The sequence below is a fragment of the Halogeometricum borinquense DSM 11551 genome, from assembly GCF_000172995.2.
GTDB lineage: Archaea > Halobacteriota > Halobacteria > Halobacteriales > Haloferacaceae > Halogeometricum > Halogeometricum borinquense.
Genome location: NC_014729.1, coordinates 78,346 through 100,615 on the forward strand (window position 1 = coordinate 78,346; position 22,270 = coordinate 100,615).

The 22,270-nt window shown below is 62.5% G+C and carries 29 protein-coding genes and 1 tRNA gene; 15 read left to right on the forward strand and 15 right to left on the reverse strand.

The annotated features are described in order from the left end of the window. The first annotated feature begins 128 nt into the window (after positions 1-128). The 6 genes from rio1 to thsA all read left to right on the forward strand — a co-directional run bounded on the left by rio1 (position 129) and on the right by thsA (position 4,400). Positions 129-1,037: a serine/threonine-protein kinase Rio1 gene (rio1, locus tag HBOR_RS00420; RefSeq protein WP_006055486.1), complete on the forward strand. Its 909-nt coding sequence runs from the start codon at positions 129-131 to the stop codon at positions 1,035-1,037. A 98-nt stretch (positions 1,038-1,135) separates the two neighbouring features. After that, on the forward strand, positions 1,136-1,678 hold the full coding sequence (locus HBOR_RS00425) for a KH domain-containing protein (protein ID WP_006055487.1): 543 nt from the start codon (positions 1,136-1,138) through the stop codon (positions 1,676-1,678). A 139-nt stretch (positions 1,679-1,817) separates the two neighbouring features. Beyond that, positions 1,818-2,102, forward strand: coding sequence for a hypothetical protein (locus HBOR_RS20220; protein WP_241432365.1), 285 nt, complete (start codon positions 1,818-1,820; stop codon positions 2,100-2,102). Next, positions 2,099-2,395, forward strand: coding sequence for an NAD(P)H-hydrate epimerase (locus HBOR_RS20225; RefSeq protein WP_241432366.1), 297 nt, complete (start codon positions 2,099-2,101; stop codon positions 2,393-2,395). The genes HBOR_RS20220 and HBOR_RS20225 overlap by 4 nt, the downstream gene beginning before the upstream one ends. Further along, positions 2,392-2,601, forward strand: coding sequence for a hypothetical protein (locus tag HBOR_RS20230; RefSeq protein WP_013440394.1), 210 nt, complete (start codon positions 2,392-2,394; stop codon positions 2,599-2,601). The genes HBOR_RS20225 and HBOR_RS20230 overlap by 4 nt, the downstream gene beginning before the upstream one ends. Positions 2,602-2,750: 149 nt before the next feature. Beyond that, positions 2,751-4,400 (forward strand): thermosome subunit alpha, encoded by a 1,650-nt coding sequence (thsA, locus tag HBOR_RS00435; protein WP_006055488.1) that lies wholly within the window; start codon positions 2,751-2,753, stop codon positions 4,398-4,400. A 224-nt stretch (positions 4,401-4,624) separates the two neighbouring features. On the opposite strand, the gene HBOR_RS00440 is transcribed toward thsA, so the two are convergent. Together HBOR_RS00440 and HBOR_RS00445 are read right to left on the reverse strand one after the other, a co-directional pair. Next, positions 4,625-4,698: transfer RNA gene (locus HBOR_RS00440), tRNA-Arg, on the reverse strand. Positions 4,699-4,748: 50 nt separating this feature from the next. After that, entirely contained in the window at positions 4,749-5,126 is a 378-nt protein-coding gene (locus HBOR_RS00445; protein ID WP_049890424.1) for a YccF domain-containing protein, read from the reverse strand. 114 nt (positions 5,127-5,240) lie between these two features. Between HBOR_RS00445 and HBOR_RS00450 the strand changes: the two genes are divergently transcribed. Together HBOR_RS00450 and HBOR_RS00455 are read left to right on the forward strand one after the other, a co-directional pair. After that, positions 5,241-5,828 (forward strand): AAA family ATPase, encoded by a 588-nt coding sequence (locus HBOR_RS00450; protein ID WP_006055490.1) that lies wholly within the window; start codon positions 5,241-5,243, stop codon positions 5,826-5,828. Further along, a complete protein-coding gene (locus tag HBOR_RS00455) occupies positions 5,825-6,244 on the forward strand; it encodes an RNA-binding domain-containing protein (RefSeq protein ID WP_006055491.1) in 420 nt (139 codons plus the stop codon). The genes HBOR_RS00450 and HBOR_RS00455 overlap by 4 nt, the downstream gene beginning before the upstream one ends. A 36-nt stretch (positions 6,245-6,280) precedes the next feature. Here the strand turns inward: HBOR_RS00455 and HBOR_RS00460 are convergent, their stop codons facing one another. The 4 genes from HBOR_RS00460 to HBOR_RS00475 all read right to left on the reverse strand — a co-directional run bounded on the left by HBOR_RS00460 (position 6,281) and on the right by HBOR_RS00475 (position 9,991). Beyond that, entirely contained in the window at positions 6,281-7,327 is a 1,047-nt protein-coding gene (locus HBOR_RS00460) for a hypothetical protein (protein WP_006055492.1), read from the reverse strand. A 51-nt stretch (positions 7,328-7,378) separates the two neighbouring features. Next, positions 7,379-7,936 carry a magnesium transporter gene (locus HBOR_RS00465; RefSeq protein WP_006055493.1) on the reverse strand — a complete coding sequence of 186 codons (558 nt, stop codon included), beginning with the start codon at positions 7,934-7,936 and terminating at the stop codon, positions 7,379-7,381. Then, a complete protein-coding gene (locus tag HBOR_RS00470; protein ID WP_006055494.1) occupies positions 7,937-8,518 on the reverse strand; it encodes a magnesium transporter in 582 nt (193 codons plus the stop codon). Between the two features lie 78 nt (positions 8,519-8,596). Continuing rightward, positions 8,597-9,991: a signal recognition particle protein Srp54 gene (locus HBOR_RS00475; protein ID WP_006055495.1), complete on the reverse strand. Its 1,395-nt coding sequence runs from the start codon at positions 9,989-9,991 to the stop codon at positions 8,597-8,599. Positions 9,992-10,126: 135 nt separating this feature from the next. Between HBOR_RS00475 and HBOR_RS00480 the strand changes: the two genes are divergently transcribed. Together HBOR_RS00480 and HBOR_RS00485 are read left to right on the forward strand one after the other, a co-directional pair. After that, entirely contained in the window at positions 10,127-11,083 is a 957-nt protein-coding gene (locus HBOR_RS00480) for a D-2-hydroxyacid dehydrogenase (protein ID WP_006055496.1), read from the forward strand. 38 nt (positions 11,084-11,121) lie between these two features. Then, positions 11,122-11,739: a LysE family translocator gene (locus tag HBOR_RS00485; protein ID WP_006055497.1), complete on the forward strand. Its 618-nt coding sequence runs from the start codon at positions 11,122-11,124 to the stop codon at positions 11,737-11,739. A 68-nt stretch (positions 11,740-11,807) separates the two neighbouring features. Here HBOR_RS00485 and ftsY read toward each other — a convergent pair whose 3' ends face one another. The 6 genes from ftsY to HBOR_RS00515 all read right to left on the reverse strand — a co-directional run bounded on the left by ftsY (position 11,808) and on the right by HBOR_RS00515 (position 15,054). Beyond that, complete coding sequence (gene ftsY / locus HBOR_RS00490) at positions 11,808-13,148, reverse strand: signal recognition particle-docking protein FtsY (RefSeq protein ID WP_006055498.1); 1,341 nt, start codon at positions 13,146-13,148, stop codon at positions 11,808-11,810. A 36-nt stretch (positions 13,149-13,184) separates the two neighbouring features. Beyond that, complete coding sequence (gene pfdA, locus HBOR_RS00495; RefSeq protein ID WP_006055499.1) at positions 13,185-13,643, reverse strand: prefoldin subunit alpha; 459 nt, start codon at positions 13,641-13,643, stop codon at positions 13,185-13,187. Beyond that, positions 13,643-13,819 carry a 50S ribosomal protein L18Ae gene (gene rpl18a, locus HBOR_RS00500; RefSeq protein ID WP_013440397.1) on the reverse strand — a complete coding sequence of 59 codons (177 nt, stop codon included), beginning with the start codon at positions 13,817-13,819 and terminating at the stop codon, positions 13,643-13,645. Before rpl18a ends, pfdA begins: the two co-directional genes overlap by 1 nt. A 132-nt stretch (positions 13,820-13,951) precedes the next feature. Then, entirely contained in the window at positions 13,952-14,617 is a 666-nt protein-coding gene (locus tag HBOR_RS00505) for a translation initiation factor IF-6 (RefSeq protein WP_006055501.1), read from the reverse strand. A 2-nt stretch (positions 14,618-14,619) separates the two neighbouring features. Then, a complete protein-coding gene (locus HBOR_RS00510; protein WP_006055502.1) occupies positions 14,620-14,898 on the reverse strand; it encodes a 50S ribosomal protein L31e in 279 nt (92 codons plus the stop codon). Positions 14,899-14,901: 3 nt separating this feature from the next. Further along, positions 14,902-15,054 (reverse strand): 50S ribosomal protein L39e, encoded by a 153-nt coding sequence (locus tag HBOR_RS00515; RefSeq protein ID WP_006055503.1) that lies wholly within the window; start codon positions 15,052-15,054, stop codon positions 14,902-14,904. A gap of 177 nt (positions 15,055-15,231) precedes the next feature. Here HBOR_RS00515 and HBOR_RS00520 point away from each other — a divergent pair, with 177 nt between their 5' ends. Further along, on the forward strand, positions 15,232-16,173 hold the full coding sequence (locus tag HBOR_RS00520) for a DMT family transporter (RefSeq protein WP_006055504.1): 942 nt from the start codon (positions 15,232-15,234) through the stop codon (positions 16,171-16,173). Between the two features lie 18 nt (positions 16,174-16,191). On the opposite strand, the gene thpR is transcribed toward HBOR_RS00520, so the two are convergent. Next, positions 16,192-16,755, reverse strand: a complete 564-nt coding sequence (gene thpR, locus HBOR_RS00525; RefSeq protein WP_006055505.1) for an RNA 2',3'-cyclic phosphodiesterase — start codon at positions 16,753-16,755, stop codon at positions 16,192-16,194. Positions 16,756-16,811: 56 nt separating this feature from the next. Then, positions 16,812-17,597 (reverse strand): arylamine N-acetyltransferase family protein, encoded by a 786-nt coding sequence (locus tag HBOR_RS00530; RefSeq protein WP_006055506.1) that lies wholly within the window; start codon positions 17,595-17,597, stop codon positions 16,812-16,814. A gap of 142 nt (positions 17,598-17,739) precedes the next feature. Here HBOR_RS00530 and HBOR_RS00535 point away from each other — a divergent pair, with 142 nt between their 5' ends. The 4 genes from HBOR_RS00535 (at position 17,740) to sufU (ending at position 20,795) form a co-directional block, all read left to right on the forward strand. Continuing rightward, positions 17,740-18,486 carry a tetratricopeptide repeat protein gene (locus tag HBOR_RS00535; protein WP_006055507.1) on the forward strand — a complete coding sequence of 249 codons (747 nt, stop codon included), beginning with the start codon at positions 17,740-17,742 and terminating at the stop codon, positions 18,484-18,486. Continuing rightward, complete coding sequence (locus HBOR_RS00540; protein WP_006055508.1) at positions 18,486-18,788, forward strand: DUF424 domain-containing protein; 303 nt, start codon at positions 18,486-18,488, stop codon at positions 18,786-18,788. Before HBOR_RS00535 ends, HBOR_RS00540 begins: the two co-directional genes overlap by 1 nt. Before the next feature lie 185 nt (positions 18,789-18,973). After that, positions 18,974-20,245 (forward strand): bifunctional cysteine desulfurase/selenocysteine lyase SufS, encoded by a 1,272-nt coding sequence (gene sufS, locus HBOR_RS00545; RefSeq protein ID WP_241432367.1) that lies wholly within the window; start codon positions 18,974-18,976, stop codon positions 20,243-20,245. 124 nt (positions 20,246-20,369) lie between these two features. Further along, entirely contained in the window at positions 20,370-20,795 is a 426-nt protein-coding gene (sufU, locus tag HBOR_RS00550) for a Fe-S cluster assembly sulfur transfer protein SufU (RefSeq protein WP_006055510.1), read from the forward strand. 437 nt (positions 20,796-21,232) lie between these two features. Here sufU and radA read toward each other — a convergent pair whose 3' ends face one another. Then, complete coding sequence (gene radA / locus HBOR_RS00555; RefSeq protein WP_006055511.1) at positions 21,233-22,264, reverse strand: DNA repair and recombination protein RadA; 1,032 nt, start codon at positions 22,262-22,264, stop codon at positions 21,233-21,235. Positions 22,265-22,270 lie beyond the last annotated feature (6 nt).

Here is a 22,270-nt window from a genome sequence, read left to right on the forward strand (position 1 = left end):
CGCATCCCTAGACTGGCGATCGGGATTATATATCAGATAACGAATCGCTTAACCAAGAGCTGCTGGAGTCGAATTCCGAACACGAGACCTGTGACGCTTTTCCGTCGGGCCGTCGTAGGCCAACGTAGATGACCGAGAGCGAAGAGTTCGGCCTCGTCGAGCCGGCGGAGGCGGGGACGCCCGGTGACGAGTGGGAATCGATAGATGTCACCGATACGGAGGCGGACCGTATCGCCCGAAAGCGTGACCGAAAGTTCGACGAGTTCCGAAAGCGGTTGAAAGACGCCGACCAGTTCAAGGTCGAACAGTCGGTGTTCGATGACGCGACGTTCGCCGCCATTTACAAACTTGTCCAAGATGGGCACATCGATGCGTTCGGCGGACCCATCTCGACGGGCAAAGAGGCGAACGTCTACGAAGCACTCGGTCCAGAAGATACCGACGTCGCAACCAAAATCTACCGCATCAACGCGTCGAACTTCCGGCACATGCGCGACTACCTCGAAGGCGACCCGCGCTTCGAGGGCATCGGCAACGACAAAAAACGAGTCGTCCTTGCGTGGACGCAAAAGGAGTTTGCCAACCTCGAACGCGCCCGACAAGCGGGCGTCCGCGTCCCCGAACCCATCGCTGTCGAGCGGAACGTCCTCGTGATGGAACTGGTCGGGTTGGTCGAAGACCGAGCGCGCCGACTCGCCGAGGTGAGCGTCGAAAATCCCCAGACAGCGTACGAAGTCGTCCGCGAGTACATGCGCCGGTTGTACTCGGCCGGGTTGGTTCACGGCGACCTCTCGGAGTACAATATGATCATCCACGACGGCGAACTCGTCATTATCGACCTCGGACAGGCAGTCACCGTCCACCACCCGAACGCCGACGAGTTCCTGCGGCGGGATTGCCGCAACGTGGCGAAGTTCTTCTCCAGACAGGGAACAGACACCTCCGCAACCGACCTGTACGAGTTCGTCACCGACGTGGACGCGGACCCGACGGGTGATCCCGACGTGGATGAACGGGACGCCGGAACCGACGAATAAAGCGGTCCGTCGAAGACCCCTACGCGGCCACGAGACGCGGCCACACGGCCCGAACCGCCGGACAAACTCTTAAACCGCTTCGCCGGATAGCGGGTGGTATGCAACACGTGAAGGTCCCGCAGGACCGTATCGGTGTCCTCATCGGTGAGGGCGGCGAGACGATGCGCGAGATAGAGCGTCGGGCGGAGGTTCGGTTGGATATCGACTCGGAAAGCGGTTCCGTCGCTATCGAAGAAGTGGGTGACCCTGTGACCGGAATGGTCGCACCTGATGTGATCCGTGCGGTCGGCCGCGGATTCACGCCCGAAGCGGCACTCTCGCTTCTCGATGACGAGATGCGAGCGTTCGAACTCATCGACCTCCAGCAGCACACGCGAAACAAGAACGACCTCCAGCGACAGAAGGGCCGACTCATCGGAGAGAACGGTCGTACGCGCGAACTAATGGAGGAGCTAACTGGTGCGGAAGTCGTCATCCGTGGGACGACGCTCGGCATCATCGGCCAGCCCGAGGAAGTGGAGGCCGTCCGTCGCGCCACCGGGATGATTCTGGACGGCGCACCACACGGTGCGGTGTACTCCTTCCTCGAACGCAAGCACAACGAACTGACGCGCGATTTCGACATCCAGCCGTCCGACTGAGAGAACAGTCGCAACGACAACCGTCCGACTGAGAAGACAGTAGCGACAACCGTCCGACCGAGACGGACAACCCGTCTCGCTCTCGTTTTTACCCCGTCCGCAGAGCGACGCCTTTGGTGATCGCAGGCGAAAACACGCTATGCGCGACTTCGAAACAACGGAGTTCGAGACGATGGCGGGCGTTCGCGTGCCTGCCGTCACGGCCGAGGAGATGCGCGAGGGAGACCGCATTGCGGTAGACGAAGTCGGCCTCGAACTCCTGCAGATGATGGAGAACGCAGGGCGTGCGTTCGCGGCGACGCTCCGCGAAACGGCGGCAGACACCGAGCGAGACGGCCGATTCGTGGTCCCCACAGGAAACGGCGGCAACGGTGGTGGGGCCTCTGTGCCGCTCGACATCTGTCGAACGACGGGCAACCGGTGACTGTCGTCCTCGACCGAACCGAGACAGCGTTGTCCGGGGCCGCCGCCCACCAGCGACGAATCCTCGATGCGACCGACGTTCGGGTCGTCTCCAAACTGTCGGCGACGACTAACGCAGTCGAATCGGCGGCCGTCGTCGGCGATGCACTCGTCGGGTATGGTCTCACAGATGCCTTGCGAGGACGAGCGGCGGAACTGGTCGAGTTAGCGAACGACAGCGGTGCGCCGCTCGTCTCACTGGATGTTCCGTCCGGAGTCAACTGCCTCGGGGTATCCGCCTTGAATTTTCGATGAATGCGACGACGGGGGAGACATCGAATGTTGCGGCGACGGCAACACAGGTGCTGACGCTCGCATTACCAAAAACGGGGTTGCAAGGCGTTTCAGAACTGCTGCTGGCAGATATCGGAATTCCACGAGGCGTCTATCGTCGTCTCGGACTCTCGTACGACCCGCCGTTCGATGGTGCAGACCGCGTCCACGTCCGGGCCGTCGATTAAGTATATATAGGCACCCTGTCGTGCCAACCATTATCACGATAACAGCGCCCCCGTGTGCCGGTTTGACGATGCACGTGGGAAAGTTTTTTATAGAATCGCAAACAACCAACGGACCGAGTATGTCTCAGCGAATGCAGCAGGGGCAACCCATGATTATTCTGGGTGAGGATTCCCAGCGCACACAAGGAAAGGACGCGCAGTCGATGAACATCACGGCCGGGAAGGCTGTGGCCGAAGCCGTCCGGACCACGCTGGGTCCGAAGGGCATGGACAAGATGCTGGTCGATAACTCCGGCGAGGTCGTCGTCACGAACGACGGCGTCACGATTCTCAAGGAGATGGACATCGACCACCCGGCGGCCAACATGATCGTCGAAGTCTCCGAGACGCAGGAGGACGAGGTCGGAGACGGTACGACGACGGCCGTCGTCATCGCCGGTGAACTCCTCGATCAGGCCGAGGACCTCATCGAACAGGACGTCCACGCAACCACCATCGCCCAAGGGTTCCGCCAGGCCGCAGAGAAGGCCAAAGAGGTACTCGAAGGCGACGCTATCGACGTATCCGAGGACGACCGCGAGACGCTCGTCAAAATCGCCTCAACGGCGATGACGGGCAAGGGCGCAGAGTCCGCGAAGGACCTCCTCGCAGAACTCGTCGTAGACTCCGTACTCGCCGTCGCGGACGACGACGGTATCGACACGGACAACGTTTCCATCGAGAAGGTTGTCGGCGGTTCCATCGACAACTCCGAACTCGTCGAGGGCGTCATCGTGGACAAAGAGCGCGTCCACGAGAACATGCCCTACATGGTCGAGGACGCCAACGTCGCACTGTTCGACGGTGCCCTCGAAGTTCGTGAGACCGAAATCGACGCCGAAGTCAACGTCACCGACCCCGACCAGCTTCAGCAGTTCCTCGACCAAGAGGAAAAACAGCTGAAAGAGATGGTCGATCAGCTCGTCGATGTCGGCGCAGACGTCGTATTCGTCGGCGACGGTATCGACGACATGGCCCAGCACTACCTCGCCAAAGAGGGCATCCTCGCGGTCCGCCGCGCGAAGTCCTCTGATCTCAAGCGTCTCGCCCGCGCGACGGGCGGTAGCGTCGTCGGCTCGCTCGACGACATCGAAGCGGACGACCTCGGCTTCGCCGGCTCCGTCGGCCAGAAGGACATCGGCGGCGACGAGCGCATCTTCGTCGAGGACGTCGAAGAAGCAAAGTCCGTCACGCTCATCCTCCGCGGCGGCACCGACCACGTCGTTGACGAAGTCGAGCGCGCTATCGACGACTCCCTCGGCGTCGTCCGTACGACGCTCGAAGACGGGAAGGTCCTCCCCGGCGGTGGCTCCCCCGAGACCGAACTGTCCCTGCAGCTCCGCGAGTTCGCAGACTCCGTCGGCGGCCGCGAACAGCTGGCCGTCGAAGCGTTCGCCGAGGCACTCGACGTGATCCCGCGCACGCTCGCTGAGAACGCCGGTCTCGATCCCATCGACTCGCTGGTTGACCTCCGCGCCCGCCACGACGGCGGCGAGTTCGGTGCCGGTCTCGACGCCTACACGGGCGAGGTCATCGACATGGAGGAAGAGGGCGTTGTCGAACCCCTCCGAGTCAAGACGCAGGCCATCGAGAGCGCGACGGAAGCGGCCGTCATGATTCTCCGCATCGACGACGTGATCGCCGCTGGCGACCTCACCGGTGGCCAGACTGGCGACGACGACGACGATGACATGCCCGCTGGCGGTGCCGGCGGCATGGGTGGCATGGGCGGTATGGGCGGCATGGGCGGCGCCATGTGAAGTTCGGCAGGAACGAACCTCACACGCCCCACGCCCCGACCCTAACCTGAATCGTCGCGCAACTGTCGGCCCCACGCCGAATCTGATTTCTTTCGACGTCACACCCGAAAGCGACGCGTTTTGCGGTCGCTCAACGGTCTCCATGAATAACAAAAAGAGCGCGATGGGACTCCCGCGAACGCAGTGAGTGGGAGTCAGTCGCGCGAGCGAGGTCGTCGGCCGAGCGAGCGCGACGGGATTCGAACCCGCGACCATCGGATTAGAAGTCCGACGCTCTGTCCAACTGAGCTACGCGCCCTCAATTTCACACACTCGCCGGGTGTTCAAAAGCCATGCGGGTTCCGTTCGTTATCCGTCGAAGCGGTACAGCGATGTGACGTACGGCAGTCGGTTGAACATCCAGTAGGCGACCGGGAGACCGATGATAGTCACGGCCAACAGCGCAGCGATGTTCGCCCAGAGGAAACTGAGCCACCAGCCGACGAACACGAAGTAGACGGCGCGGACGAGAAGCGAGCGCTGTCCGCGACCGGAGTCGGGTTCCGACAGCGACCGCGGTTCTTTCAACGTTAGCACCGTCGGCACGAGGTTGATGAGTTTGATGCCGAGGGGAAGCAGAATGATAGTCGCGTTCAGCGCCCACGCCACGTTGATGACGATGGGCGTCGCCCACCAGCCGACGAACACGAACCACAGCGCGCGAACCAAGAGGGAACGGTCGCTCATAGTCGCAGAGACGGCGGCGGCCCGGAAAAACATCGCGCCCGGGCGAAAGCTGAGCGGCGTGCGACGGTCGGACGAACGGCAACCCTAAGTCCGACAGACGAGAAGCGACCGACGATGAAGGTCATCGGAACCGTCGGTCTCCCCGGAAGCGGGAAGGGAGAGGCCGCGTCGGTCGCCCGGGAAGCGGGGGTCCCGGTCGTGACCATGGGCGACGTGATTCGCAACGAGTGCCGAGAACGCGGCCTCGATCCCGCCGAACACCACGGGAGGATAGCGAAGGCTCTCCGCGAAGAGGAGGGGTTAGACGCCATCGCGGCCCGGTCGCTCCCGCTCATCGAGGCAGAACTCGAAGATAGCGACGTGGTTCTCGTGGACGGTCTCCGCTCCGAATACGAGTTAGATCGCTTCGAGGATGCGTTCGGTGACGACTTCGTCCTCGTGAGCATCGAAGCGCCGTTCGACCTCAGAGCCGAACGGCTGCTCGACCGCGGCCGCGACGATAGCGACGTAGACCGCGAGGCCTTGAAAGAACGAGAGGAACGCGAACTCGGGTTCGGCATGGGGACAGTGATGGACCGTGCGGACGTAGTGATTCAAAACACCGACTCGCTCGAACGGTTCCGCGAGCGAATCCAGACGCTCCTGCAGGACGGCCCCGACGCCGTCGAGTCGGACGAATCGGAAGTGGAGGGCAACGCATGATATACAGCGCTCACGCGCGCATCGTCGTTCCGGTGCGCGATACGGAAGTGACGGACCGAGTCGAAGACGCCGTGCGAAATATCTTCCCGAACGTCGAGTTCGAACGGGAAGCCGGTCAAATAGTCGGAGAGACGCACTCACTCGAGGAGTTCTCCGAAAAGCTCCACGAACAAGCGATTCTCGACACGGCCCGCCGGGAGTTCTCGAAACGCGACGACGAGAGCGGATTTTCGTTCGCGCTGAAGAAACAGGCGGCGTTCAAGGATGTCGTCAACTTCTCCGTCGGCAACCCCGACGAACTCGGCGACATCGAGGTACACGTCACCGTCGAGAACCCGAGCGTCGAGGAGTTTATCGACCACATCGCGCCACCGACGGAGGAGGGGCGGCCGGTTCCGCCGGACGAACGAGAGTAGGCGAGTTAGAGCCGGTTAGGTAGAGATTATCGGTCGTTAGGGGACGAGCAGAACGACCAGCGCGAGGCCGATGAAGACGATTTTCAGCGCCGTGTTGACCGCGACGACCTTTGACCCGAAACGCGCCCCCCAGATACCGTACTGAAACGGGATCGAGCGTTTGAACGTCGAGACGGCAAAGGAGACGATACCGCCGACGAGCATCGTCGCCACCGCGGTTCGCGGCGTGAACGCCTCACCGACGAGGGGAGCGATAGTCGCCGCGCCGACGGTGGTGTCGAACGCGAACACCGCAATCACCGGCACGGCCGCGCTCGGGAGTCCGAGCAGACCAGTAACCGACCCGGTCACGTCAGTAACGGTCTGAACGCCAGTCGTCCGTTCGAGAAGCCACACCGCCGCGTTCGTCTCCACCAGTGCGGTGACGAGGAAGTAGACGATAGCAAGGCGGGGGACGAGGCGCTTCAGTTTCGGCCACGTCTTCGCGCCCGCCTCGCGGATGACGGCGCGAGTCGTCTCGGGCGTGTCGAACTCGGCGGGGCCGCGGCCGTCTGCTTCGACAGCAGCGTCGGTATCAGCGTCTGTGGGAACGTCGTCCAGTCGAGCGTCCGCTCTCGAAAGCAACATCCCACCAGCGAGGACGCCGGTGAGGGTGATCCCCAACGAGATGGCCGCTCGCGCGCCGACGTACATCAGGCCGACGCGGAGGCCGAGGATGGGAATCAGAACGGGCGCGTAGAACGTGAAGATGTGCTGGACGAAGCCGAAGAACGTGTTGATCGTGACGGCGACGAGCGTGGCGGTGTCGCTCAGCCGTCCGGATTCGCGGAACTCCGCAAGCATACCGTACCCGGCGGTGGTCGAGGCGGCCGTGGTGAGAATAGCCGTCCCGACCTCGTCGGGGAGGTTCGCCGGACGAGTGAGATACTTCGAGAGACCCGCAACGTACTCGACGAGACCGAATCCGACGGCGAGGTTGGCGACGAAGACGCCGACGGCAACGAGGACGGCGATTCGAGCGACGCGCGGCAGTACCTCGACGAAGATGGGCCACAGAGTAGCGAGAGATTCGACCGACTGCACGGGAGGAGATGAGGACTGACGCACCTAATCGGCGTCGGTTGGTGCGTCGCCCTACACGAACACCTGGACGGACACGAACAGCACCACCACGCCGAGTACGTCACAGGAGTTCGTCACGAGCGGAATGACCACGTCGTCCGGGTCGAGTTCGAACTGGTAGGCCGCGTACGTCGCCGCCAGCGTAACGACGACAGCGAGGACGGCGAGGACGACACCAGAGGCCAGAGACACCGAGAGAACAGTCCAGACGGAAAGTCGCGTTCCACCGAGGAGTGAAGTCAGCCCCCACGCGCCGACACCGACGAGAGGAAAGACAGTGACGGAGAGAGCAACGGTGGCGATAGCGTTACCCACGAGTTCCTCGTCGGTCGGATCGAACGAGAGCGTCCCCAGATGAAAGGCGGTGGAGAGACGCGCCGCGAGAATGCTCCCGAGATTACCCGCCGTCCCGATGGTGACGGGAACGAGCGCGAGCAGCGTCGGGTACTGCAACAACTGCGCCTCGAAGCTCCCCAGAACGAGTCCGCTCCCGAGTTCGACCAGCGTGAGCGCGAGAAGAACCGGAAGCATCGCCCGCGTGATGGCGCGAACGGTCCACTCGGTCGGCACTCAGAGAACACCCCCGATTGCGAGAACAGTCCGAACGGCGACGAGGAGAAAGAGGATACCGAACACGTCGCCCGTCGTCGTCACGATAGGGCCGACGAGCGTATCGGGGTTGCGCCCGCGACGGTAGCCCGCGAAGACGACAGTAACGACGACGGCGATGAGAACGGCACCCGAGAGTAACCCAGCGAGGACGGCGATACCGACGAGAACCGGAAGCGGTGCGACTCGGTTCCCGAGGGCGGAAAGCACGAGGAAGACGGCGACAGCGGCGAATGCGGAGGCGAGGAGACCGTTTCCAAGAGCGGCCGCGGCGGCGGCACGGAGGCGGCGGTCACCGGCGGTGACGCGCGGTTCGATGAGACCCTGATGGAGTGCGGTGGCGATGCGCGCCCCGAGCGACCCGTAGACGTTTCCTCTGGTGGCGAGGAGAGCGGGGACGAGGACGATGAGACCCGGTACGTCGCGGAGTTCCGCACGCATGCCGCCGAGAACGATACCCGCGATGAGACCACCGACCAAACTGGCGACGAGTGCCGGGAGCGCTTCCCGGTACGCCTCCGTGGCCGCATCGCGGATGGTCATACAGAGTTCGACGGACGCCGGGATAAAAAGTCGGACGTATCAGTGCGTGGCTATCCGGTGGTCAAACGTCTGAACGGTTCAGTCACCGAACGGACCCATGCCGCCGAGTCCGCCGCCACCGCCGCCGCCCTGATTCTGGAGTTTCTTCATCATCCGCTGCATGTCGCCGTCGCCCATCCCTTGGAACTGCTTGATGGTTCGCTCCATCATCTTGTGCTGTTCGAGCAGTTCCTGAACCGTCTCTTCGTCCTTGCCGGACCCGCGGGCGATACGGCGGACACGGGAGGCACCGATAGTACGCGGATTCTCCAGTTCAGCTTCGGTCATCGAGTCCATGATGACATCGAACGACCGCATCCGGTCTTGCGTCACGTCCATCGCGTCGTCGGGCAGTTGGTCTTTGAACCCGCCGCCGAGACCCGGGATCATGTCGAGAACCTGATCCAGCGGTCCCATCCGATTCATCGCCTCCATCTGCTTTTGCATGTCCTTGAGGGTGAACGACCCCTTCATGATGTCCTCGGGGTCCCAGTCGTCTTCCTCCTCTTGGGTCTCGGCCATCGCGCGTTCGACCCGTTCGGACAGTTGCTTCAGGTCGCCCATCCCCAACAGACGGGAGATGAAGCCGTTGGGTTCGAAGCGTTCGATATCTTGGACCGTCTCACCGGTGCCGAGGAAGCCGATAGAGGAGTCCGTCTCGTTGACAGCCGTCAGGGCACCGCCACCCTTCGCCGTCCCGTCGAGTTTGGTGATGGCGACGCCGTCAATGCCGATGGAGTCGTCGAACTGCCGGGCTTGGTCTTTCGCGCCCTGCCCGATTGCGGCGTCGAGAACGAGTAGCGACCGGTCGGGGTTCACAGCGCTGTCGATATCCTCGATTTCGTCGATCAGCGCGTCTTCGAGGGCGTGCCGACCGGCGGTGTCCACGATGTGGATATCGGCGTCCTCGGTGGCTTCCAGTCCGTCGCGGGCGATTTTGACGGGGTCCTCCTCGTCCGGGTCGCCGTAGAACTCCACCTCGGCGCGTTCGCACATCTGCTTTGCCTGGTCGTACGCACCGGGTCGGAAAGTGTCCGTCTGGATGACCGCAGCGCGGAGTCCCTTCGTCGAGAACCACCACGCCATCTTCGCGGCGGTAGTCGTCTTCCCCGACCCCTGCAATCCGGCGAGGAGGATAGTCTGCGGTTCTAGCGGGATATCGGTGGATTCGCCGATGAGGCCGACCAGTTCCTCGTAGACGATTTTGAGGACGTGGTCGCGGGCGGAGGTTCCGCCGGGCGGTTCTTCGTTTAGCGCACGCTCTTTGATGGACGAAGAGAGGTCCATCACGAGATTCACGTCCACGTCCGCAGAGAGAAGCGAGCGTTGAATCTCGCGGACGATCTCCTCGACGTCGTCCTCGTCGAGGCGGGACTTCCCCTGCAGTTTGTCGAGACTGCCGCGGAGAGAACTCCCGAGATTGTCGAGTACCATTGACTCTCCCTACGCCGCCGCCCGTGTAAAGGCTTTATCCGTCGCTCCGCTGCACGTTCTTTCCGAACTGGACCAACAAGGAGACAGCCCCGAACAGCCCAAACGCTTTCTCCGAACCGGGCATCGAGAGAGACGATGACGCGTATCCTCGTCCTCGACGACCCGGCGCACGGTATCCCCGCCTCCGAGTACGCCGACGAACTCAGAGAGCGCCTTCCGGAAACGACCGTTATCCACCGTGAGACGACTGAGGCGACTGTCGAAGCAGCCGCCGATGCTGCTGTGATTACGGGCATTCACCTCCCCGACGACGTACTGGAGGCCGCAGCGGAACTGCGTCTGTTCGCCGCCGCCTCGGCTGGATACGACCACCTCCCGCTCGACAGACTCCGGGAACGCGGTGTCACCGTAACGAACGCCTCGGGCGTCCACGGTCCGAACATCGCTGAGCACGTCATCGGATGGCTACTCATGCTTGCACGCAGTCTCGACGAGGGCATTCGACGGCAGCAACGCCGAGAGTGGCGGCAGTTTCAGGCGTTCGGCGAGTTACAAGGATCGACCGTCACGGTGGTCGGTCTCGGCGCGATAGGGCAGGCAATCGGAGAGCGTCTGGATCCGTTCGGCGTCGAAACCATCGGTGTGCGCTATACACCGGAGAAAGGCGGACCGACAGACGAAGTGATTGGGTTCGACGAGATAGAGTCCGCACTCGTTCAGACGGACTATCTCGTCCTCGCCTGTCCCCTGACCGAAACAACGGCGGGGTTAATCGACGCCGACGCTCTCAAGTCACTTCCGACGGATGCCGCTTTGGTGAACGTCGGGCGCGGCGGCGTCGTCGATACCGACGCGCTCGTTCGCACGATTCGCCGGGATCGCCTCCGTGCGGCCGCACTCGACGTGACCGACCCGGAACCGCTTCCGCACGACCATCCGTTGTGGGACTTCGAGAACGTCCTTTTGACACCGCACGTCTCGGGATACACGCCGCAATACTGGACTCGCCGGGCGGACATCCTCGCGCGAAACATCGAACACATCTTCGAGACCGGCGAGTGGACCGGATTGGAGAATCAGATTTCGCCCTGAGCGGAGGAGTTTTGTCGCTCTGTTGGAACGGCAAACCAATGACGGACGTAGTCGCCGGACTGTCGCTCACGACGTTTCTCGCCTTTTGTGGGGCCGCCGTCGCACTCATCCTTACGCCCGGACCGGACACGATGTACGTTCTCGCTCGTGGGATGCAGGGTCGCAGCGCGGGCGTCCGATCAGCACTCGGAATTTCGACTGGCGTGCTCGTCCACACCGCCGCGGCCGCACTCGGACTCGCGGCGCTCCTCAGGGCCGCACCGACGGCCTACCGACTTGTGAAGTACGCCGGCGCACTGTATCTGATTTATCTCGGTCTCTCCGCCCTCCGCGATGACGAATTCGACCCGACAGTTCAGACTGATGCAGAAGGAAGCTTCCGACGCGGCGTGTTCGTCAATGCCCTAAACCCGAAAGTCGCGCTCTTCTTCCTCGCGTTCCTCCCGGGGTTCGCAGGGAGCGGTTCCGGTGCGGAACTACGGATGTTTCTCCTCGGTGGAACGTACGCCGTACTGACCGCACTCTATCTCTCGGGAGTGGCGTTCGCTTCCGGGCAGATGGGCAGTATGCTGGCGTCTTCGCGCTTCTCGTCGGGGTTGAACTGGCTCGGCGGCGGTGTGATGGTCGCACTCGGTGTCGGCGTCGCTGTCGAGTGAGAGGCGAATCTGGAGTGGAAACAGGGGGGTTCCGAAGTCGGATCGACGTGCGAACCGACGTCGGTTGATTACTCGTCTTCCCCGAGGAGGCGTTCGACCATCCGCTCGGGGTCGAACTGTTCGATGTCGTCGTAGCCCTGTCCCACACCGAGGAAGAGAATCGGTTTCCCCGTGACGTAGGCGATCGAGATAGCCGCGCCGCCATTGGAGTCGGCATCGGCCTTCGTCAACACGGCCCCGTCGATCTCAGCGGCCTCGTTGAACTGCTTGGCACGTTCGACGGCGTCCTGTCCGGCGACGGCCTCGTCGACGAACAGCGTCAGGTCGGGTTCGACCACGCGGTCGATCTTCTCCAACTGCGCCATCAGGTCGTTGGACGTGTGCAGTCGGCCTGCAGTGTCTCCGAGGACGACGTCGATATCGTGCGCCTCGGCGTACTCAACGGCGTCGTAGATGACTGCCGCCGGGTCACCACCCTGTTCGTGGGAGATGATTTTCGTATCGAGGTTCTCCGCGTGCTTGCGAATCTGCTCGTTTGCTCCCGCACGGTAGGTGTCGCCGTTCGCGAGCACGACCGAGAGGCCCTGTTTCTCGAAGTAGCGGGCCATCTTGGCGATACTCGTCGTCTTCCCGACGCCGTTGACGCCGGTGAAGATGAGCGTGACGGGCTTGTCCGCCTCGGCGATTCGCTGATCGAAGTCGAACTGGCCGACGCTGATCACGTCGTAGAGGGCGTCGTGAAGCGCCTCCTGGACGAGTTGGCCCATCGTCTCGACCTGTCGTCGCGTCTCGCCGACCATCTTCTCGCGGATGGTGTCCAGAATCTCCTCTGCGACGTGCATCTCCACGTCGCTCTCCAAGAGCGCCATCTCCAGTTCCCAGAGGGGGTCTTCGAGGTCTTCCTCCTCGATAATGACCTTCCCCGTGGCGAACGCCGCCGCGCGCTTGAGTCGGCCCGCGCCGGACGACTCCTTCTGTCCGGATTCAAGGGCTTCGTTTGCGGCGTCAGAGGCGAGTCGCTCCCGACTGGACGCCGCTTCGTCCGCTTCGTCCGCAGCGGAGTCGTCCGCCGTGTCGCCACTCTCGTCTCCCGTCTCGGGCGTCTCAGAGTCCGGCGCAGGCGACGCTTGGGCATCAGCCGTTTCCGCCTCCGTCTCGGACGTTGTGTCGTCCGCATCCGAGACCGTGGCACTGTCGGCCGTCGTCTCAGTGGGTTCGTTCTCGCCGCCGACGGCCTCCGTGGCGTCCGCGTCGTGCGTCTCGGCGTCCGGAGTCTCTGTCTCGGTATCCGCGTCCGTGGTGTCGGCCGCTGCCTCCGCAGCCTCAGCTTGCGCTTCGGCCTTCTCTTCGGCGGTGTCCTCGACGTTCTCGCGGAAACTGTTGAGCTTCTTTTTCAGTCCGTCGAACATGTGAAAGTGAAAGCGTGTGAACCGGGGTCGAAGACGTTACTCGTCGTCGTCTTCCTGCATCTGCTGCATCTGCTGCATCTGCTGTTGCTGCATCTGCTGTTGCATCTGCTGGGCCTGCTGTTCGAGTTCGGAGCTCTCGTCTTCGAGATCCGAAATCTCGCCCTGAACCGCTGCGATGCGCTCGTCAATCGAGTCCTGCTTCAGGCGGAGTGCCTCGATGGCGTCGTCCTGCTCTTGCTCTGCGGCGTAGTCGCCGCCGAGACCGACGATGACCTCGTCGATGTCCTGCACGTCGGCACGGAGGTACGCGCCGCCGCCGAGGGGAACCTGAACGGTCGAACCCGTCTCCAGCGTCTCGATAGCCTCGATGGCCTCGTCGATTTCACTCTTCTCCTGCTGAAGGTCCGAGACGTCGCCTTCGAGCTCTTCGATCTCTTGCTCGATGGCCTGCAGTTCCTGGGAGAGCTGCTGGAGTTGCTGCTGTCCGCCACCCATCATTGTGCGGACACCTCCGTAATCTCGATCTGGGTACGCTTGAGACCGTGCTGGCTCCCGATGTTCGAGAAGACGCGGTCGCGGGCGACGTTCTCGTTGGGTGCGTCGACGACGGTCTGGAACTCGCTGTAGCCGTCGCGGCTCTGGAACTGGCCGCTCACAGTAAATTGGCTCATACCCGCATCCTCGGCCCGCGAGCGGGAAGTATCTTCCTACTCGGAGAGGGGAACGGCAAGACGGCGGCCGAATCGGAGGATAGCGGCGATGCTCAGAGACGAAAAGAGCGGAGAAGAGAAGACGCGCGGCGGTCAGTCGAGGTAGCCGAGCGTGTCTTCGACGCGGCCGAGTTCGGGACCGGTCGTCTCCTCGCCGACGACGTATCCGAACTCGTTTGCGACCAGCCCGGATCCGACGAGCGGTGCGCCGTAGTTGACCGTACCGATGTCGGCGCGCACGTCGAGGAGTTCTTCGAGCGCTTCCAACTCGGGTTCGCGGGACTTGGGATGACAGAGTACCCCGTCGTTCGTCGCCACGGCGGCGGTGCCAGCCGTGCGAACGTCCGCGAGATCACCGCGTTCGGCGGGTACGTCGAGTGCGTCTTCGACGACGGCGAGTGCCTCGTCGGAGAGGTCGGGATGGACGTACGCACCCGAATCGTTAGCGAGGACGACGTTCCCGGCGGCGTTGATGCGACCGGGGAGTTCAGTTACGGGGACGCCCGCAACGTCCTCGATAGTCTCCTTCTCTCGCTCGGTAGCGCGGGCAGACACGAGGATTCCGTTGTCGTTGCCCATCGCTAAGGCACCGACTGTTCCGGATCCACCGACGGTGGTTCTCACCGCGGGGACGTCCAGTTCCGCGGTCATCGCGTCAACGACGTCGTCCTCGGCGTCCGGTCGGACCAACAGCACGTGGTCGGTCACACAGGCGAAGACGCCGACGTACGCCGAGCCAGCGAAGGAGGCGCGGAGCACCGTTATTCGGCCGGTTCGGCTTCGACGATCTGTTCGCCGTCTTCGTCGAATCGAGCGGCGCGAACGCGGAACTTGCTCGGCGGGGTCTGCCGACCGCGGCCGCCGATTTGCTCGTTAATTTCGGGTTCGAGACGGACGTCCTCGGGATCGACCGAGAAGTGCTGTGCGAGGTGTTCGCGGATGATCTTCATCGCGCGGCCCGCACGCTCGTACGAGGGGACGGCCTTCACGTCACGAAGCGGTACCGTAATGACTCGTTCTTCGAAATCGCTTGCACTCATTGCTTACTCGTCCGTGTCACTCCGCCGCCAGTTGCGACGCTTGGGGTTTCGCGTGACTTCCATGTCAGTCTTCATCATGACCCACGCCGGGACACGACTGTTCTGACGCTCCAGTTTGGCCAGCCGCTTCTTCTTGGCCTTCGACTTCTTGCTCATGGTGTCCGGAACTACCCTCGGCCTGCATAAAATCTTGTTCCTTCGGTTCCGCCGGAGAGAGGGACGCTCAGGGGCTCGATACCGGCGGTCTCACGCGGTTTGAGCCGTCACCGAGCGACCGAACGAGTCATGCCGGAACCGAGTCATTCAGGATGGCCTGATACCTCGAATCGCACGATGCGTCATCGGACTACTGCCGCCTTCGTCTTCCTCTCTGCGATATGGGGAACCGCCTTCGTCGCCACAAAGGTCGGTCTCGCCTCGTTGCCGCCAACCTTGTTCGCTGCGATGCGATTCGATATCGCGGCGGCCGTGCTGTTCGGCTTCGCCTTCATCCGAAGCGACCGACTCCGCCCAACGTCGCGCACCGAGTGGTACCCGATCATCACCGGTGGGATGCTCAACATCGGCATCCACCATGCCTTCCTGTTCTCCGGGCAGGCGTACATCGATAACGCCGCTGTCCCCGCTGTTCTCTTGGGCCTCATTCCGGTCATCACACCCGTACTTACACGACTAACCACCTCGTCCGAACGCCTCTCGGCGGTCGGCGTCGTCGGCCTCGTCCTCGGTTTCACCGGCGTCGTCGTCATCGCCGACCCGAAGCCGGAAGCCCTCCTCTCTTCTGACCTCATGGGCGTCGGACTCGTTCTCGCGTCCGCGGTGGCGTTCGCACTCGGGGCGGTTCTCACGCACGGGTCCAAGTCGGAACTGCCGTTCTTTTCGATACAAGCGTGGACGATGCTCATCGGAGCGGTCTTCCTGCACGCGACGAGCGTCGCCCTCCCGTGGGAATCGTTCGCCGGCGCGAGATGGACACTTGACGCAGTCATCTCTCTCGTGTACCTCGGCGTCGTCGCCGGAGCGGGCGGATTCGGGCTGTACTTCTGGTTACTCGACCACATCGGTCCCATCGAGGCGAGCCTCTTGGAGTACGTCATTCCCGTCTTCGCCGCCATCGGCGGGTGGATTATCCGCGGAAACGCTATCGATACGAACACGGTCATCGGATTCGCCGTCATCTTCGTCGGCTTCCTCCTCGTCAAGCGTGCGGACGTTCGACGGGAACTGGTTCGACTCCGAGAACGCAGTCGGACCGCAGCAAGCGACGCCGACTGAAACCGAGTCGCTGAGAAATCAATCGAGCGGATACCGGCGCACCGTCTCGTACCGCGGACCGTCGTTCGTCAGCGTACTCTGTTTCAGCCGAACTTCCTCGACGTGAAACGTCCCGAGATCCGGGTCTTCCTCGCGGACGACACGCTGAACGTGGTCTTTACCGCGTGCGTCGTCCATTCGTGCGATAGTCACGTGTGGCGTGAACGAGTGGTCTTCCGGATCGAATCCACGCTCGACGGTCTCGCGTTCGATGGCCTCCGCGAGGGTGGTCGTCTTCGCCGCACCGCCATCGTCGCGGACGCCCGCCCAGACGACGCTGATATACTCGATGGAGGGGAAGACGCCGAATCCGCCGACGGTGGCATCGTACGGATCTACGTCGGCAGCAGCTATCGCCGCCTCCAGCGCCTCGTCGATGTCTTCGAGGCGGTCCTCGTCGGTGTCTCCGAGGAATTTCATCGTCACGTGCGCCTGTGAAGGGTCGGTAAAGCGAAGGCCCTCGGCATCAGCGAAGCGTTCCTGCGCCGCCTCGACTGACTCGGTGAGCGAGTCGGGCAAGTCGATGCTCACAAACAGTCGCATACAGGAAAAACGCGCTCCCGTCGGTTCAACGTTCGGCCCGAGCGCACCGCCTCACCCTACTGGTCGCCGTATTCAATCCCGAACGTTTCCCGTAGCAGACGACGGTACTCGGCTTCGTCCACCGACTGCTCGTCCGTCTCATCCCCGCGCGTTCGACTGAAGACCGTCGGTTTCAGCTTCGCGTGTCCGTCCGGCGTCGGCTTCACGACAACGGGGTCGCCCGTGAACCCCGATTCAGGTGCCGACTGGAGGTAGTCGCACGTCGCCGCGAAGTAGTCCAATTCCCGTCGCGTCGAGTCGAACACGTACCGGTCCTGCCAGTCGTCGGACTCGCAGTACTGCAAGAGGTATTCGGCGTCTGGTCGGTCGCTATCGGCGGTTCGCCACGCGACGCCCGCCTCATCTCGGTCAACCGACTCGCCGAGCGGAACCGGGCGGCGGAGCATCGGCGCACCCATCCCGGCATCAACGAGGTGGTCGTCACCGTTGAGAGTCACGAGGAGCGGGTGGTGGTTCGCCGGGAGTTCGAGGTCGGAGACCATCCGCGCAGCGACGCGGGTCACGTCGAACCCGAGTTCGGTGAGCAACCAGCCGAACAGCCCGTTCAACTCGAAGCAGAAGCCGCCTCGGTGCCGTTCGACGACTTTCTCGTAGAGGGCCGGGATCGAGAGAACGATACCCTCGCCGTCGCGGGCGCCGTGCGGATCACCGGTGATAGAGAGCGTCTCGAACGGGACCGAAGTCACGTGTGCACGCTGGAGGCGTTCGAGCGCTTGGAACGTTGGGTCGGCGACCCGGTCGGGATCAACGGCAAGACGTTCGAGGTATCGGTCCGGATCCATCGTGTCAGTACACCAAGGGCGAGAGCGATAAACGCTCCCAGAGCCGAGCAGCTTCGAGTCGGGGCGTTGGTCTCCGTCTCGTTCGGCCGTCCAATATCCGCGTGACGCAGTTCTTAACCGTCTCGACACCCAAATCCGCCGCATGGCAGAAGACGGCGAGCGAGACAGACCCCATCGTTTCTCTGAGGGACAGGGGTTCAGCGAGGACTACGAGGAGTTCTCGCTCGACCCGCCGGAACTGAACGTCGATCCGGCGAAGGTGGACCCCGTCGATACGCGGGTCATCACCGACGAACTCGACGAACGGAACATCGCAAAAGACCAAGTTGACGTCGAACAACTCGTCGATGTCGGCCTCTCGTACATGCAGATCAACCGCTTCGAGGAGGCCACCGAGACGTTCGAGCGCGCCGCCCAGTTCGCTGACGAGGATTCCCTCGAAGCGCAGGAGGCGTGGGTGAACAAGGGTGCCGCACACGCACAGCTCGAAGAGTACGACGAGGCAATCGGCGCGTATAAAGAAGCCCTACGCATCGACGACGACTCCGAACACGCGGCGTCGGCCGAGACGAATCTCGCCTACGCCCTCTGGCAGTTCGGCGAAACCGAAGAGGCGCTCCACCACGCAGAGCGTGCTGTCGAAATCGACCCGCGATTCGCACAGGCGTGGTACAACCGCGGCTTCTTCCTGCAGGAACGGGGGCTGAGCGAGGACGCCGTCAACGCGTTCGACAACGCCATCCGCCTCGGAATGCGCAACGCCGATGTCCTCGAAGAGAAGGCCCGAGCGCTGGAGGAACTCGGCCGCGAGGACGAGGCCGAACAGGTCCAACAGCAGGCTGACGAACTCCGACAGCAGCAAGAACAGGAGCTCATCGAGGACCGGTGATGCTGCTCCGAGAACGAGAAACGCCGGAAGGGCTACTCGTCTCCGTCTGTGACCGTGATTGCCTCGGCGAAACCTACGAGGACGGTCAGGTATCCCTCGAAGTAACCGAGGAGTTCTACGGCGGTGAGGAAGCCGACAAGGTGGACGCCGACGCCGTCGTGGACAGTCTGACGCGTGCGACAGTGGCGAACATCGTCGGCGAGCGCGCGGTCGGCGTCGCTATCGATGCGGGTATCGTAGACGAGGAGACGGTGCTGGACGTCGGTGAGACGCGACACGCACAACTGCTTTGGATGCGGTAGCAGCGACGACGAACGGCGATGGCGTAACGGCGACCGTAACGGCGATGACGTAGCGGCGACCGTAACGGCGACGACGTAGCGACGTTCGGTCGAATATCGGACCAAACGTTACCGATTTTGGTTTCGTTATACTGTCGATACCGAAGCGGTGTTAGTGTTGGGACTGTTAGAGAGGCGTAATGGGAGTGCAGGAATCGTACCCGATAGATGTCGCCACCATCCGTGAGGATTTCCCGATTCTCGACCGGAAGGTCGGCGGCGACTTCACAGTTCCCGGAGAGGGCGACGGCGACAGCCTACCGCTCGTTTATCTCGACAACGCGGCGACCACACAGACGCCGAAACAGGTTGTTGATGCCATCGTCGAATACTACTACGGCTACAACTCGAACGTCCACCGCGGCATCCACCACCTGAGCCAAGAGGCGTCGGTCGCCTACGAAAACGCCCACGACCGCGTGGCGGAGTTCATCGGTGCCTCGGGTCGTGAGGAAATCGTCTTCACGAAGAACACGACCGAGGCGATGAATCTCGTCGCCTACGCGTGGGGTCTCGAAGAACTCGAACCCGGCGACAAAGTCGTTCTCACGGAGATGGAACACCACGCCTCCTTGGTGACGTGGCAACAGATAGCCAAGAAGACGGGTGCATCCGTCGAATACATCCGAGTAGATGAGGACGGTCGCCTCGATATGGACCACGCGGCGGACCTGATAGACGAAGACACGAAGATGGTCTCCGTCGTCCACATCTCGAACACCCTCGGGACCGTCAACCCCGTCTCCGAACTCGCGGACATGGCCCACGAGGTTGGGTCGTACATCTTCGTAGACGGCGCGCAGTCCGTCCCGACGCGACCCGTTGACGTGACGGACATCGATGCCGACTTCTTCGCTTTCTCGGGCCACAAGATGCTCGGCCCGACGGGTATCGGCGTCCTCTACGGCAAAGAGGAGATTCTCGAAGAGATGACGCCGTACCTCTACGGCGGTGAGATGATTCGACGCGTCACCTACGATGACTCGACGTGGGAGGACCTCCCGTGGAAGTTCGAGGCCGGAACGCCCGTTATCGAACAGGGCATCGCGCTCCACGCGGCTATCGACTATCTCGATGAGATCGGGATGGAAAACGTCCAAGCGCACGAGGAACGTCTCGCAGCGTACGCGTACGACCGACTGGCCGAGTTCGACGACATCGAGATTTACGGCCCGCCGGGTGACGAACGCGGCGGCCTCGTCGCGTTCAATCTCGACGGCGTCCACGCGCACGACCTCTCCAGCATCCTCAACGATCACGCTGTCGCCGTCCGCGCTGGAGACCACTGCACGCAACCCCTGCACGACAAACTCGACATCGCCGCCTCGACTCGCGCGTCGTTCTACGTGTACAACACGTACGATGAGGTAGACAAACTCATCGAGGCCGTCGACGACGCGCGGACGCTGTTCGCCTGAGCGAACACGTCGCCGAAACGGATCTTTTTCCCTCCGTTGCACTTACCGAGCCTGCACACTCGACAGTGCGGGGATTGACCGCCCCGGAACCCTTATCCGGCGAACTCGCATACGAGCGAACACAATGGGCATGGGCTCGGACATGTATCGGCAGCAGATTCTGGATCACTACAAGAACCCCCGGAACAAGGGCGAGATGGAAGACCCGACGTTCTCACACACCGGGGAGAACCCATCCTGTGGCGATACAATTACGATGCAGGTGAAACTGGAAGACGACGACGAAACGATTGAGTTCGTCGCGTTCACCGGCGACGGCTGTGCTATCAGTCAAGCGTCGGCAAGCATGCTCTCGGAGCGACTGCAAGGGACGACGCTCTCGGAGTTAGAGGAGATGGACACCGACGACGTGACCGAGATGCTCGGCGTCGATATCTCTCCGATGCGTATCAAGTGCGCCGTCCTCGCTCGGCAGGTTGCCCAGGACGGGGCGGCTATCTACGAAGGTGACGCCGAGAAGGCGACGACGACGACCGAAGCCGACGACTAACTTCTCGCAGACGGTTGCGTCACGCTGTGCAACTCGTATCGAAAAAGAAAGAAAGATCACTTCTGGTCCCGCTCGGTCGCAGACGCTTCCTCGCGGGAGAGCAAAACGTCGTTACTCCGGCTTCAGACCGCCGTTCTGTACCCGCCCACCTTTTGCGCTGCGGGCTGCGAAGCAGCCCTCGGCAAAAGCTGGACCAAAAGCACTCGTCGCTCCCGGGAGTCGCTCCTCGGCCCGCTCGGTCGCAGACGCTTCCTCGCGGGAGGGCAAAACGTCGTTACTCCGGCTTCAGACCGCCGTTCTGTACCCGCCCACCTTTTGCGCTGCGGGCTGCGAAGCAGCCCTCGGCAAAAGCTGGACCAAAAGCACTCGTCGCTCCCGGGAGTCGCTCCTCGGCCCGCTCGGTCGCAGACGCTTCCTCGCGGGAGGGCAAAACGTCGTTACTCCGGCTTCAGACCGCCGTCCTGCACGCGCATGATCCCCTCACCGTCGGCGAGGTTCGGCGCGTCCACGAGGCGGACGATACGCTTGTCACCCTTCGATTTGCGGAGGTAGATACGGAACGTCGAGGTGTGGCCGAGGATGTTGCCACCAATGGGCTGGGTCGGGTCACCGAAGTACGAGTCGGGGTTCGATGCGACCTGATTCGTCACGAGGACGGCGGTGTTGTACAGGTCACCGATACGCATCAGGTCGTGCAGGTGTTTGTTGAGTTTCTGCTGGCGCTCTGCGAGTTGACCACGGCCGACGTACTCGGCACGGAAGTGCGCAGTCAACGAGTCCACACAGAGCAGGCGGACGGGGAACTCGTCCTCTTCGTGATCGCGTGCGAGTTCCTTGGCCTTCTCGGCGAGCAGAATCTGGTGGTTGGAGTTGAACGCCTTTGCGACGTGAATCTTGTCGAGGAAGTCGTTGAGCAGTTCCTCCATCGCCGCCTCGTCGTCGGGCGACCCCTCGATTTCGCGCTCGTCCATCGTGGCCTGGATAATCTCGTCGTCAAGCCCGCGGACCATGTCGTCGATACGCTCCGGACGGAACGTGTCCTCGGAGTCAACGAAGATACAGGACCCACCGAGACCGCCGTGTTCGGGCGGTAGCTGGACGTTGACCGCCATCTGGTGTGTTACCTGCGACTTCCCGGCACCGAACTCACCGTACACTTCGGTGATAGACTGGGTTTCCAGTCCGCCGCCGAGAAGGTCGTCAACCTCGGAGATACCCCACGAGAGTTTGCCGATCTGCTCGCGTCGTTCGAGAACCGCCGAACCGGTCTCGAAGCCACCGATATCGGCCGCCTCGCGTGCGGCGTTGATGATGTCCGAGGACGTGGATTCACCCACGTCTGCGGTGTTCGAGAGTTCACTCGGACTGGCGACAGCGATAGCCTGATAGCTTTCGAATCCGGCGTCGGTAAGTTTGTCTGCGGTAGCGGGGCCCACACCCGGGAGACTTTCGAGATCGTCTTCTGGCATCGTATG

Bases quoted from the DNA above. Each gene is read 5' to 3' on its own strand.
- rio1 (WP_006055486.1), top strand. From the start codon at position 129: ATGACCGAGAGCGAAGAGTTCGGCCTCGTCGAGCCGGCGGAGGCGGGG.
- HBOR_RS00425 (WP_006055487.1), top strand. From the start codon at position 1,136: ATGCAACACGTGAAGGTCCCGCAGGACCGTATCGGTGTCCTCATCGGT.
- HBOR_RS20220 (WP_241432365.1), top strand. From the start codon at position 1,818: ATGCGCGACTTCGAAACAACGGAGTTCGAGACGATGGCGGGCGTTCGC.
- HBOR_RS20230 (WP_013440394.1), top strand. From the start codon at position 2,392: ATGAATGCGACGACGGGGGAGACATCGAATGTTGCGGCGACGGCAACA.
- thsA (WP_006055488.1), top strand. From the start codon at position 2,751: ATGATTATTCTGGGTGAGGATTCCCAGCGCACACAAGGAAAGGACGCG.
- HBOR_RS00445 (WP_049890424.1), bottom strand. From the start codon at position 5,126: ATGAGCGACCGTTCCCTCTTGGTTCGCGCGCTGTGGTTCGTGTTCGTC.
- HBOR_RS00450 (WP_006055490.1), top strand. From the start codon at position 5,241: ATGAAGGTCATCGGAACCGTCGGTCTCCCCGGAAGCGGGAAGGGAGAG.
- HBOR_RS00455 (WP_006055491.1), top strand. From the start codon at position 5,825: ATGATATACAGCGCTCACGCGCGCATCGTCGTTCCGGTGCGCGATACG.
- HBOR_RS00470 (WP_006055494.1), bottom strand. From the start codon at position 8,518: ATGACCATCCGCGATGCGGCCACGGAGGCGTACCGGGAAGCGCTCCCG.
- HBOR_RS00475 (WP_006055495.1), bottom strand. From the start codon at position 9,991: ATGGTACTCGACAATCTCGGGAGTTCTCTCCGCGGCAGTCTCGACAAA.
- HBOR_RS00480 (WP_006055496.1), top strand. From the start codon at position 10,127: ATGACGCGTATCCTCGTCCTCGACGACCCGGCGCACGGTATCCCCGCC.
- HBOR_RS00485 (WP_006055497.1), top strand. From the start codon at position 11,122: ATGACGGACGTAGTCGCCGGACTGTCGCTCACGACGTTTCTCGCCTTT.
- ftsY (WP_006055498.1), bottom strand. From the start codon at position 13,148: ATGTTCGACGGACTGAAAAAGAAGCTCAACAGTTTCCGCGAGAACGTC.
- pfdA (WP_006055499.1), bottom strand. From the start codon at position 13,643: ATGGGTGGCGGACAGCAGCAACTCCAGCAGCTCTCCCAGGAACTGCAG.
- rpl18a (WP_013440397.1), bottom strand. From the start codon at position 13,819: ATGAGCCAATTTACTGTGAGCGGCCAGTTCCAGAGCCGCGACGGCTAC.
- HBOR_RS00510 (WP_006055502.1), bottom strand. From the start codon at position 14,898: ATGAGTGCAAGCGATTTCGAAGAACGAGTCATTACGGTACCGCTTCGT.
- HBOR_RS00515 (WP_006055503.1), bottom strand. From the start codon at position 15,054: ATGAGCAAGAAGTCGAAGGCCAAGAAGAAGCGGCTGGCCAAACTGGAG.
- HBOR_RS00520 (WP_006055504.1), top strand. From the start codon at position 15,232: ATGCGTCATCGGACTACTGCCGCCTTCGTCTTCCTCTCTGCGATATGG.
- thpR (WP_006055505.1), bottom strand. From the start codon at position 16,755: ATGCGACTGTTTGTGAGCATCGACTTGCCCGACTCGCTCACCGAGTCA.
- HBOR_RS00530 (WP_006055506.1), bottom strand. From the start codon at position 17,597: ATGGATCCGGACCGATACCTCGAACGTCTTGCCGTTGATCCCGACCGG.
- HBOR_RS00535 (WP_006055507.1), top strand. From the start codon at position 17,740: ATGGCAGAAGACGGCGAGCGAGACAGACCCCATCGTTTCTCTGAGGGA.
- HBOR_RS00540 (WP_006055508.1), top strand. From the start codon at position 18,486: ATGCTGCTCCGAGAACGAGAAACGCCGGAAGGGCTACTCGTCTCCGTC.
- sufU (WP_006055510.1), top strand. From the start codon at position 20,370: ATGGGCATGGGCTCGGACATGTATCGGCAGCAGATTCTGGATCACTAC.
- radA (WP_006055511.1), bottom strand. From the start codon at position 22,264: ATGCCAGAAGACGATCTCGAAAGTCTCCCGGGTGTGGGCCCCGCTACC.